This is a genomic window from Albidovulum sp. (assembly GCF_041919395.1).
In the GTDB taxonomy this organism is placed as follows: Bacteria; Pseudomonadota; Alphaproteobacteria; order Rhodobacterales; family Rhodobacteraceae; genus Albidovulum.
The window spans coordinates 1-11,142 of record NZ_JAYRTX010000104.1 but is presented as its reverse complement, the minus strand read 5'-3'; the positions used below and the strand labels follow the sequence as shown (position 1 = coordinate 11,142).

Annotated in this window: 10 protein-coding genes; 5 read left to right on the top strand and 5 right to left on the bottom strand. The window is 71.4% G+C overall.

What is annotated here, in order from left to right:
* Positions 1-28 precede the first annotated feature (28 nt).
* Complete coding sequence (locus tag ACMUOO_RS14750) at positions 29-721, bottom strand: COQ9 family protein (protein ID WP_301920507.1); 693 nt, start codon at positions 719-721, stop codon at positions 29-31.
* A 107-nt stretch (positions 722-828) separates the two neighbouring features.
* Between ACMUOO_RS14750 and rpsU the strand changes: the two genes are divergently transcribed.
* A complete protein-coding gene (gene rpsU, locus ACMUOO_RS14745; RefSeq protein ID WP_011748553.1) occupies positions 829-1,035 on the top strand; it encodes a 30S ribosomal protein S21 in 207 nt (68 codons plus the stop codon).
* 133 nt (positions 1,036-1,168) lie between these two features.
* Here the strand turns inward: rpsU and smc are convergent, their stop codons facing one another.
* Complete coding sequence (gene smc, locus ACMUOO_RS14740; RefSeq protein WP_301920506.1) at positions 1,169-4,624, bottom strand: chromosome segregation protein SMC; 3,456 nt, start codon at positions 4,622-4,624, stop codon at positions 1,169-1,171.
* A 201-nt stretch (positions 4,625-4,825) separates the two neighbouring features.
* On the opposite strand from smc, the gene ACMUOO_RS14735 reads away from it, so the two are divergent.
* Together ACMUOO_RS14735 and ACMUOO_RS14730 are read left to right on the top strand one after the other, a co-directional pair.
* Positions 4,826-5,674, top strand: coding sequence for a GNAT family N-acetyltransferase (locus ACMUOO_RS14735; RefSeq protein WP_367891232.1), 849 nt, complete (start codon positions 4,826-4,828; stop codon positions 5,672-5,674).
* Positions 5,671-6,159: a hypothetical protein gene (locus ACMUOO_RS14730; RefSeq protein ID WP_301920505.1), complete on the top strand. Its 489-nt coding sequence runs from the start codon at positions 5,671-5,673 to the stop codon at positions 6,157-6,159. The genes ACMUOO_RS14735 and ACMUOO_RS14730 overlap by 4 nt, the downstream gene beginning before the upstream one ends.
* Before the next feature lie 2 nt (positions 6,160-6,161).
* Here the strand turns inward: ACMUOO_RS14730 and ACMUOO_RS14725 are convergent, their stop codons facing one another.
* Positions 6,162-7,232 (bottom strand): NAD(P)/FAD-dependent oxidoreductase, encoded by a 1,071-nt coding sequence (locus ACMUOO_RS14725; RefSeq protein ID WP_301920504.1) that lies wholly within the window; start codon positions 7,230-7,232, stop codon positions 6,162-6,164.
* 44 nt (positions 7,233-7,276) lie between these two features.
* Between ACMUOO_RS14725 and mnmD the strand changes: the two genes are divergently transcribed.
* Complete coding sequence (gene mnmD, locus ACMUOO_RS14720) at positions 7,277-7,960, top strand: tRNA (5-methylaminomethyl-2-thiouridine)(34)-methyltransferase MnmD (RefSeq protein ID WP_301920503.1); 684 nt, start codon at positions 7,277-7,279, stop codon at positions 7,958-7,960.
* Positions 7,957-8,850, top strand: coding sequence for a DMT family transporter (locus tag ACMUOO_RS14715; protein ID WP_301920502.1), 894 nt, complete (start codon positions 7,957-7,959; stop codon positions 8,848-8,850). The genes mnmD and ACMUOO_RS14715 overlap by 4 nt, the downstream gene beginning before the upstream one ends.
* Positions 8,851-8,867: 17 nt before the next feature.
* On the opposite strand, the gene ACMUOO_RS14710 is transcribed toward ACMUOO_RS14715, so the two are convergent.
* A complete protein-coding gene (locus ACMUOO_RS14710; RefSeq protein WP_301920501.1) occupies positions 8,868-9,473 on the bottom strand; it encodes a pyridoxamine 5'-phosphate oxidase family protein in 606 nt (201 codons plus the stop codon).
* A 73-nt stretch (positions 9,474-9,546) separates the two neighbouring features.
* On the bottom strand, positions 9,547-11,142 hold a 1,596-nt coding region (locus ACMUOO_RS14705), incomplete at its 5' end, for a transglycosylase SLT domain-containing protein (RefSeq protein ID WP_413855665.1).

The following is an 11,142-nucleotide window of genomic DNA, read 5'->3' as shown; positions in this document are numbered from 1 at the left end:
TCGACGGCGCGCATCGCTGCGGGCAGGCTCATCCCCGACCACCGCCCATGCGGCCCGGCAGGTCCCAGGGCGGGCCCGCGGGCGGGCGGACCCGGCCGAGCGCCTTCAGCGGGCCCTCCAGCATCCGGCCGAGGACCGGGCTGTCGCGAACCCCTGCCTTGAACTTTTCGAACCGCATCACGCCCTCGATCCGCCGGTCGAGGAATTGCCATGTCGCCTGATGTCCCTCGCTGTCGTCGGCCAGCCAGAACAGCACGGTGGCGGAATAGACCGCCGAGAGCGTGGCGCGCTTGGAATACCAGTTGATGTCGTCCGATCTGTCGCCGAGCGCCCGCCAGATCGCATCCGCCGTGCCCCAGATCAGCCCGACCCCGGTTGCGGCGTTCTGCGGCAGCGCGAAAAGCGACGCCCCTCGGCGGACGACCTCCCTGTCGGCGCCTTCCAGCCTCAGCCGGACCGCCCGCGCGACCCGGTCGCGGAAGCGCAGGGCCGAGAGGTCTTCGCCCGCCAGTGCCGCCTCCATCTCCCGATCGCCCTGCCGGTGGAAGGCCACGGCGAGGTCGAGCGCCCCCCGCGGGCAGATCGCGCGGGCAAGCTCGGGCGCGATGCCCGTTTCCGATGCCGCCGCGCGAAACGCGGCCTCCGACCAGCCGTCGAAGGTCACATGCGGCAGGATTGCCGCGAGAAGCCGCCCGGCGGCCGTTCCGATCCCCTTTTCCATGGCGCGAAAGCCCCCTTCCCGGCGGTGGACAAGCTGCCGGCGCCCTGCTATAGGGGCGCCTCCTGCGACGGAATGCAACTCTAACTTAGGAAGGTGGTGACAACCACATGCAGGTCAGCGTTCGCGACAACAATGTCGAACAGGCGCTTCGTGCTCTGAAGAAGAAGCTTCAGCGCGAAGGGGTCTTTCGCGAGATGAAGCTCAAGCAGCATTTCGAGAAGCCCTCCGTCAAGAAAGCGCGCGAGAAGGCCGAGGCCGTCCGCCGTGCCCGCAAACTGGCACGCAAGAAGGCCCAGCGCGAAGGCGCTCTCTGAGACGACTGTGACGCTGGCGGGGAAACCCGCGCAAAGACGAACCCCCGGGGCCCGGCCGCGGGGGTTTTTCCTTGGGTGGTCGAACCCGGTTTGCGACAAGGACAGGCGCTGCCCGGGCGAAACCGCGCACCCCTCAAGCCACCAGCGCCTCGGCTCGCTTCAGGTCCACGCTGACAAGCTGGCTGACCCCCTGCTCGGCCATCGTCACGCCGAAGAGCCGGTCCATCCGGCTCATTGTCACGGCATGGTGGGTGATGACGAGGAAGCGGGTATCGGTCCGCCGCGTCATCTCGTCCATCAGGTCGCAGAAGCGCGTCACGTTGGCGTCGTCAAGGGGCGCGTCGACCTCGTCCAGCACACAGATCGGCGCGGGGTTCGCAAGGAAGACCGCGAAGATCAGCGCCAGCGCCGTCAGCGTCTGCTCGCCGCCCGACAGCAGGCTGAGCGTGGCCAGCTTCTTGCCCGGCGGCTGGCACATGATCTCCAGCCCCGCCTCAAGGGGATCGTCGCTTTCCACCAGCACGAGGTTCGCCTCGCCGCCGCCGAAAAGATGGGTGAAGAGCATCCGGAAATTGCCGTTCACCTGTTCGAACGCGGTCAGGAGCCGCTCGCGCCCCTCGCGGTTCAGCCCGGCGATGCCGGCGCGGAGCTTCTTGATCGCCTCCTCCAGATCGGCCTTCTCCATGACCAGCGTGTCATGCTCGGCCTGCACCTCCTTCGCGTCCTCCTCGGCGCGCAGGTTCACCGCGCCGAGGGCATCGCGCTGACGGCGAAGCCGCTGGACGTCGTTGTCGAGCGCCTCGGCGCCTGGCATCCGGTCGGGGTCGGCGCCGAGAGACTGGAGGAGCGTGCCCGGCGTGTTGTCGGTCTCCTCGCGGATACGGTCGGCGGCTGCGGTCACCGTCTCGCGCGCGGCCTCGGCGCGGGCCTCCGCCCGGGCGCGAGCCTCGCGCGCCTCAGAGGCCGCGCGCTCCGCCTCGCGTTCGACCTCCGTCGCCTGACGGAGCGCGGTCTCCGCCTCCGAAAGCCGGTCGGCGGCGGCGCGGCGGCGCGCCTCGGCCGTGTCGATCGCCCCCGAAAGCTCGGCGTGTTTCGCCGCAATCTCGGCCGGCGCGGCCGAGGCGGCCGCCAGTTCCGCCTCCGACGCCGCCTTGCGCTCGCCAAGTTCCGCCATGCGCTTCTCGGCCGTCTCCAGCCGGTGCTTCCAGCCCGAGATTTCCTTGATGATCTCCTGCCGGCGCTTCATCCGCGCCTCGCCCTCGCGGCGAACCTCGTCATGGGCAGAGCGCTTGGCGAGCATCGTCACCCGCGCCGCCTCGACCGTCAGCTTCACGTCTTCGACCTCGGCGCGGGCGGCGCCAAGGTCCGGCAAGGCTTTCACGGCCGCTTCCGCCTCGCTCAGTTGCGCCCGAGCGGCCAGCGCGGCCTCCTCGTGGCGGGCCACGGCGAGGCGGGCGCTTTCCAGCTTGCCGCCGACGATCGACTGATCGGCCTCGGCGCGGCTGAGCGCGCGCGACGCCTCGGCCATGCGCCGGTCGGCCTCGCGCCGGGCTTCGCGGGCGGCGCGGTCCGCCTCGGCGGCCTCGGCCAGCCGGCGGGTCAGATGCGTGTGCGCCTGCCGCGACCCCTCGGCCCGGCCCTTCGCCTCCTCGAGGTCGCGCTTGAGGTCGGTAAGCCGGTTGAGTTGCTGGAGCCGGAGCGCCGCTGCCGTCGGTGCATCCTCCGCCCCGGCGCGGAATCCGTCCCAGCGCCAGAGGTCGCCCTCCTCGGACACGAGCCTCTGGCCGGGCTTCAGGAGAGGTTGCAGCCGCGCCCCATCCCTGCGGTCCACGAGCCCGATCTGGCCGATCCGGCGGGCCAGCACCGGCGGCACGTTGACGTAGGCCGAGAGCGCTGGCACGCCCTCGGGCAGTGCCTGCGCCTGCCCATAGCCCGGCAGCACCGCCCACCCCGAAGCCGCATCCGCCGCCACTTCGGGCGCGCGCAGATCGTCGGCGAGCGCCGCGCCGAGCGCCTTCTCGTAACCCTTCCTGACGTCCACCCGATCCAGCAACTGCTTGCCCGCGGAAGCCTCGCGCTCCACGAGCTTCATCAGAGCCATGGCCTCGGCCTTCAGCGCGGCGAACTCGCCCTCGGCCTCCGACAGCACCGCGCGGGCATCGGTCTCGCGCGCCTGAACTTCCGTCCGGGCCTCATCGGCCGTCACCAGCGCCGCCTCCGCCGCGTCTGCCGCCGTCGTGGCTTCGGCCTGCGTCCGCTCGGCCGCCGCGTGATCGGTGGCCGCTTTCGCCAGCGCCGCCTCCGCCTCGGCCGCCGCCGTCCGTGCCCGCGCCGCCTCCGACTCCGATTTCTCGACCGTCGCGCGGCTGTCGGCAAAGAGCCGGTGCGCCGACTGGTGGCGGGCGGAAAGCCGCGCCACGTCCTCGGTCAGTTCCGACAGCGCCGCCTCCCGCTCCGAAAGCACCCGCGCCGCCGCCTGCGCGGCCTCCAGAGCCTCGGCGAGCCGCTGCTCGTGTCCCTCGGCGGCTTTCGCCAGTTGCGTCTGTTCCCAGTCCAGCCGCCCGATCGTCTCGCCCGCATCGCGGTTGAGCCCCGCCTCCCGCTCCATGTCGCGGGCAAGCTGGCCGATCCGACCCGTCAGCGTCTCGATCGCCTGGACCGCCCGCGTCTCCTCGGCCTTCAGCGCGTCGCGCCCCACCTGCAGGCGCTGGAGTATCGCGGCCGCCACCGCCTCCTCCTCGCGGAGCGGCGGGAGCGCCCCCTCGGCCTCGCCGCGCACCTTTGCGGCCGCCCGGGCCGCAGCCTCGCCCTGCGCCGCGAGGCGCGTGCATTCGGTCAGCCCGGCCTCGGCCGCCATGCGCGCCTCGTCCGCCTCGCGCCAGCGGCGGTAGAGGAGCATCCCCTCCACCCGCCGGAGTTCCTCGCCGATCTCGCGGTAGCGCGCCGCCTGCCGCGCCTGCCGGGCGAGTTGCACGATCTGCTGGGCCAACTGCTCCACCACGTCGTCCACGCGGGCAAGGTTCTGTTCGGTGGCCGAGAGCTTCAGTTCCGCCTCATGGCGGCGCTGGTAGAGGCCCGAGATGCCGGCGGCCTCCTCGAGTACGCGCCGGCGGTTCTTCGGCCGCGCGTTGATCAGTTCCGCGATCTGCCCCTGCCGCACAAGGGCCGGTGAATGCGCGCCGGTGGAGGCATCCGCAAAGAGCATCTGCACGTCCCGCGCCCGCACATCCTTGCTGTTCGCCTTGTAGGCGGACCCCGCATCGCGGGTGATCCGCCGCGTGATCTCCAGCAGGTCCTGGTCGTTGAAGCCCGAAGGCGCGAGCCTCTCGGAATTGTCTATCGTCAGCGAGACCTCGGCGAAGTTCCGCGCCGGCCGGGTGGCGGCCCCGGCGAAGATCACGTCCTCCATCCCGTCGCCGCGCATCGCCGTCGGGCGGTTCTCGCCCATCACCCAGCGCAGGGCCTCCAGAAGGTTCGACTTGCCGCAACCGTTCGGCCCCACGACACCCGTCAGCCCGTCATGGATCACGAGGTCCGTGGGGTCCACGAAGCTCTTGAAGCCGTTCAGTCTGAGCCTGGTGAAGCGCACGTGCCGCCTTCGCTGATTCCCGCCGGTCTGCGATCTTCGCGGCGAGCGGGGGGCCAAGTCAACCACCCCGCCCCGCATGTGGAGGCGTCTGCGCGGTTTTCCACAAGATATCGGGTAATTCGCATCGCGAACACCCCCTCGTCCCCGCTTGACCCGACGCCTTTCCGGGCGCCAAATCGGTGTCTGACGAGGGAGGGCAGGATGGAGGGCGGAACCGGGCGGTGCCTCTGCGGCAAAGTGCGATTCGCCTTCGAGGGCGCCCCCAACTGGCAGGCGCATTGCCATTGCGAAAGCTGTCGCCGCGCGACGGCCTCGCCCTTCACCAGCTATTTCGGAGTGAGCCACGGGCGCTGGCACTGGACCGGGACCACGCCGGTCGCCTTCGTCTCGTCCCCCGGCGTTAAGCGGCATTTCTGCACAACCTGCGGCAGCCCCATGGCCTACGAGGGCGACCGCTGGCCGCACGAGATCCACTTCTTCGCCGCCACACTCGACGACCCCGCCGCGTTCCGGCCGACCGCCCACGTCAACTGGAACGAGCACCTGTCCTGGGTCCGCCTCGCCGACGGCCTGCCGGTGCGCCACGCGCCGCGCCGCCTGACCGGTGCGGAGGACATGGGGCCGATCCTCAACCTCATCCGCGAAGCCTTCGCCTACATGGACGGGATCGTCGATCCGCCGTCCTCCGTCCACGACCTGACAGGGCCGGCGCTGGCCGAGGCGGCGCGCACGGGTGAGGTCTGGGTGATCGACGAACTCGGCGCGCCCCTTGCCTGCATGGTTCTGACGCCGAAACCCGGCCGGCTCCACATCGGCAAGCTCGCCGTTGCCGCCGGCCAGCGCCGCAAGGGGCTCGCGCGCCAGCTCCTCGCCCATGCGACGACCCGCGCGAAGGCCCTCGGCCTGCCGCTTCTGGAAATGCAGAGCCGGGTGGAACTGACCGGCAACCACGCCGCCTTCGAGGCGATGGGCTTCGTCCGTGCGGGCGAGACCGCGCACCGCGGCTACGACCGGCCGACGTCGGTCACCTTCCGGCGGCCGTTGCCGTGATCCTGCGTGCCGCTCTTGCCGCTGCTCTCGTCGCCGCCACGCCGGTCGGCGCGGGTCCGCTGGACGGCAAGCGCTACATGATCGAACTCACATCCTCGCAATACGGCAGCGGTTACGGCGAATACCTGGTGCCGCCCCTGGCCGCCGCGCTCGCGAAGGCCGGCCTGCGGACCGCGCGCCAACCGCCCGTGGACATCATCGTGAACGTCGTCACCGGCGCCGACGTCGGACGCTGGGTGGGCACCGGCGCATCCCGCCAATGGCTCTACACGGTCACCGTAACCGTCGGCATCTCGCCGGAAGCCTACGTCATCCCGCCCGACGGCACGCCGGCCTTCGGGGTCAGGGCGAAGCTCGTGACCCCCAACCCGGACCGCGAGGACGAACTCGACTGTCTGATCCGACTGGCCGCCCGCACTGCCGTCGCCAACTGGCGCCCGACCGGCATGTTCGGAACCGACGGCAGCGCCTGTCGCCGGAGGTGAGGTCAGAGACTGTCCTCGACCCGGAAGCCTTCCGGGACGCCGTCGCGCCCGTCCAGCACCAGATCGGCCATCACCTCGGCCACCTTCGGCGCCATGCCGAAGCCGATCTTGAAGCCGCCGTTGGCGATGAAATGGCCTTCGCGCCCCGGCCAGGGGCCGAGCATCGGCGCAAGGCTTTTCGCCCGTGGCCGCACGCCGGCCCAGCGTTCGATGACCGGCGCCTCCGCCAGCGCCGGGCAAAGCGCCCGCGCCCGGTCGATCAGCACCTCGAGCCGGTCGTCGGTCGTGTCGGGCGCGGCAAAGTCGCGCTCGGCCGTCGAACCCACTGCCACGGTCCCGTCGTGGTGCGGCACCACATGCAGACCGTCGGCGAAAAGCTGCGGCCGGTCGCCCGCCGCGCAGGCGAAAAGAGCCGCCTGGCCCTTCACGCCCGACCCGACCGTCCGCCCGAGGTCCGCCGACAGCGCCGCGAGTCCCGCCAGACCGGTCGCCCAGACGACGGCGCCCGGGCTTCCTTGTTCCCCGATTGCCCCCGCGGGAGGCTCCGCCCGCGCCTCCTCCACGACGCCGCCAAGTGCCCGGACCGCCGCCGCCAGCGCCCGTCCCGCGTCGCGCGGATGAAGCCGCGCCGACAGCGTGTCCTCGACCAGAAGCCCCGTCGGGCTGGCCGGGGCCCAGCCATCCGAAGGCGCCGCGACAACCCGCCACGCGGCTCGCCCCCGCCACAGCGTCTCGGCCCCCGCTGCCCGCTCTTGCGCCCGCGCGACCGCCTCGGCGTCGGCCAGCGGCTGCCAGCGACCCGATCGCGCGTAACCGGGATCGACGCCCGAGACTGCGCGGACCTCCTCCCAGAAGGCCCCGGCCATGAGCAGGCTATCGAGCTGGAACGCCTTCTTCGCGTTCCACTGCTCCGGCACATGTGGCGCCAGCGCACCGACGAGCCCGCCCGAGGTCCCCGCGCCGATCCGGTCGCGCTCGCAAAGGATCACGCGCGCCCCCCGACGCGCGCAGGCGAAGGCGACGGCCAGCCCGAAGATGCCGCCCCCCATCACCGTCACTTCTGCCGTTGCCATTCACCGGCCCCTTCCCGTAAGTGCCGCCCAGAGGGGTAGTCGAGATGCCGGCCGGGAACCAGTGCGACACGGTGACATGGAAGGACGGCACCCCCCTCTCCAGCAGGTTTGACGACCCGTATTTCTCGCTCCAGGACGGGCTGGCCGAATCCCGGCACGTCTTTCTCGCCGGCAACGGCCTGCCCGGGCGCTTCCGCGACGGCTTCCGCATCGCCGAGCTTGGCTTCGGCACCGCGCTCAACCTCGTCGCCACTGTCCTCGCCTGGCAGGCGGCCGGCGTCCCGGGCCGCTTCGCCTTCACGAGTTTCGAAGCCTTCCCCATGCCCGCGGGCGACATGGCGGCCGCCCTTGCCGCCTTCCCGGAGGCGCACGCCGTGGCAGGGCCGCTCCTCTCCGCCTGGGCCGCGGGTGCGCGCCGCTTCGCCTTCGGCCCGGCCGAGGTGGAGATCGTCGCCGGCGACGCGCGCGACACGCTCGCCCGCTGGCCCGGCATGGCCGACGCCTGGTTCCTCGATGGCTTCTCGCCCGCGAAGAACCCCGAACTCTGGAGCGATGCGCTCCTCGCCGAGGTCGCCCGCCACACCGCGCCCGGCGGCAGCTTCGCGACCTACACCGCGGCGGGCCATGTCCGCAGGGCCTTGGCTTCGGCGGGCTTTCGGGTAGAGCGGGGGGCCGGCTTCGGCGCCAAGCGGCACATGAGCCGCGGCACCCTCAAGGACGGGACATGACAGACCAGAACTTCCGCTTCGGCGCGATACTGATGACGCTCTCGACCTTCGTCTTCGCGATGCAGGACGGCATCTCGCGCCACCTCGCCGACACCTACAATGTCTACATGGTGGTGATGATCCGCTACTGGTTCTTCGCGCTCTTCGTCCTTGCCCTGGCCGCGCGCCGGCTGCCCGGCGGGATCGCCGCCGCGCTCAGGCCGCAGTTTCCCTTGCTGCAGATCACCCGCGGCGTCCTCCTCGCGGCCGAGATCGTCGTCATGGTCACCGCCTTCACCCTCCTCGGGCTGGTCGAAACCCACGCCGTCTTCGTCTGCTATCCGCTGCTCGTCGCCGCCCTGTCCGGGCCCGTGCTCGGCGAACGTGTCGGCTGGCGGCGCTGGAGCGCGATCGGCGTCGGGTTCGTCGGCGTCCTCGTCATCCTCCAGCCCGGCCTGCGGGTCTTCTCGACCGCCGCCCTCGTGCCACTCCTCGGCGCGTTCATGTTCGCGCTCTACGGGCTCCTGACCCGCTACGTCGCGCGCGGCGACAGCGCCATGGTCAGCTTCTTCTGGACCGGGATGGGCGGCGCCGTCCTGATGACCGCCGTCGGCCTGTTCCACTGGCAAGCGATGTCCGCCCCCGACTGGGCCTGGATGGCCGTCCTCTGCTGCACGGCCGTGCTCGGCCACTGGCTGATGATCCGCGCGCTGGAGGTGGCGGAGGCGAGCGCCCTGCAACCCTTCGCCTACCTCCTGCTGCCCTTCGCCGCCACGCTCGGCATCACCGTCTTCGGCGACCGGCTGGAGCCCAACGTGGCCCTCGGCGCCGGCATCGTCGTCGCCTCGGGACTCTTCACCCTGTGGCGGGCGCGGAAGACGGGGCGGGGCGCGGTCGCGGGCGGGCCGTGACTCGTTCTCCGGGCAAGTCAGGCGTCGCCGTCGCCCGGCAGTTTCAGGCGCGGCGGGACGGCGTCGCGGAACGAATCGAAGCTCTTCCAGGCGGGCTCCACCGGCGCCGTGCCGGCGCGGGGGATGTAGATCGAGGGTCCGTCCGGTCCGGGGATGTAGCGCGGACAGTTCGGAAAGATCGCCCGCGCCCTGACGCGCACCAGAAGCTGTGCGCCGACGAAGGCAGCGAGTTCGGCATCGTCCCGCGTGACCGTCGCGGTGCCGTTCACCCTCAGCCGGCGCGGCCGTTCGCCCATCGCGATGAACAGGAGGCCGACCTCGGGATTTGCCCTGATGTTGCCAAGGCTCTTGAACATGCCGTTGCCGTCGTAGTCCGGGAAGGCAATCTCGTCGCCGCCCGTGACGCGGACGAAGCCCGGGGCGCCGCCCTTGAAGGAACAGTCGGGCCGCCCAACGGCATCCGCCGTCGCCAGGAAGAAGAACTCCACCCCCTCGATGAACGCACGATCCTCGGCGCTGAACTCGCGCCGCAGCGTCACCTGCTCCAGCCGGTCGGCGATCCTGCGGCTGCCGAACTCGTCCTGCAATTCCCGGTTTCCGCTGTGAAAGAGCAGGCTTGCCATCGGCGCGACGCTCCCTGATGCGAGCACGAGGATAGCACGTCGCGGGCGTGCGGCGTAGGGTATGCCGCGCCCCTCACCGCCCCTTCAGTTCCTCGGTAAACCGCAACGGCCCGGTCTGGCCCGTCAGCCGCGCCCGGTAGACGGGCAGGCTCTCGGCGACGCGCATCACGTAGGTCTGGGTCTCGCGGAACGGGATCGCCTCGATCCAGTCCACCGGGTCCACGCCCTCGGCCCTTGGGTCGCCCAGCTCCGCGATCCACTGCCGCGACCGGCCCGGGCCGGCGTTGTACCCCGCCGCGACCAGAAGCGGTGATGGTCCGAACTCGGCCACCAACTCGTCGAGATAGGCCGCGCCGAGCCGGGCGTTGTACTGCCAGTCGGTCGTCAGCTTGCCCGGCTCGTAGGCGACGCCGATCTTCTCTGCCATCATCTTCGCCGTTCCCGGCATGACCTGCATCAGCCCGCGCGCACCCGCGTGCGACACGACGGAGGCGTTGAACTCGCTTTCCCGCCGCGCGATCGACAGGGCAAGCTCCGGCCGCACCGGCAGGTCGAGCCCGGACAGCGCCGGCACCGGAAAATAGGCCGAGGGCCAGATCACGCCCTTGTCGGCCGCCGCCTTGGCAAGCGAGAGCGCCACGTAGGGTTCACCCGCCTCCATCGCCATGCCGGCGAGCGCGCCGATCTCGAAGCCCGAAAGACCCTCGCCGAGATGCAGGAGGAACCGCGCGGCAAGCGTCTCGTCCCCCGCGGCCATCAACTCGCGCGCGGCGAGGAAGACGGTGCTCCGGGCAAAGGGCATCCCCCGCCAGTCCGGGTAGCTCTCGCCCCCCGCCATCGCGGGCGAGAGCGGCAGGCCGACCTTCTCGGCCGAGAGGAGGCCGTAGAAGGCGGTCGGATAGCGCGCGCCCTCGGCATAGGCGGAGGCCGCGTCGGCCTCGCGGCCCAGCGCCTCGAAGGCGCGGCCGCGCCAGTAATGGGCGCGGGCGAGGCTGATCGGCCCGTTCACGGCCTTGGCGAAGCGGTCGAAGTGCTGCAGGGCTGTCCCGGCATCACCGAGTTTCCTGAGCGCGATGTAGCCGGCGAGCCATTCGAGGTCGGCGTAGTCCTCGCCCGACCGCAGATGGTGCCAGGCCGCCATCCTGTAGGCGCGCCCGGCATCGCCCTCGCGCATCTCCTTCCGGGCGAGCCTTCGGCGCCAGTCGGCCCATTGCTTCGGGTCGCCCAGCGCCTCGGCGCTCTGCGACCGTTCGAGAAGGAGGGTGTCGGCGCTGTCGTAGAGGTCCTTGCGGATGCGCCAGCGGAAGCGGTCGTAGGCGAGTCCGCCGGAATTGACGGCCTTCTCGGGCAGCGCCGCAAGGAGCGCGTCGATCCCATCGGCATCGGTCTGGAGCGCCACCCGCGCCTCCGCGACCGCCCGGGTATAGGGGCTGGCGAGCGGCAGCATCCGCTGCACGTCGGCGGTGTTGCCGTCGCGCAGCATGGCGGCGACGCGGCCGTCATGGTGATCCTTTAGCCAGTCGCCATGCCGGGCGAGGAACAATTCATGCTCGACCTTGGTCAGGGCCAGGGTCCGCCAGGCTCGCACCGCCTCCTCCTTGGCGGCCGCCTCCTGTCCCACGGACAGCAGCGCGGCAATCAGCGCGAGGCTGCCGGTGCCGGTCTGCGG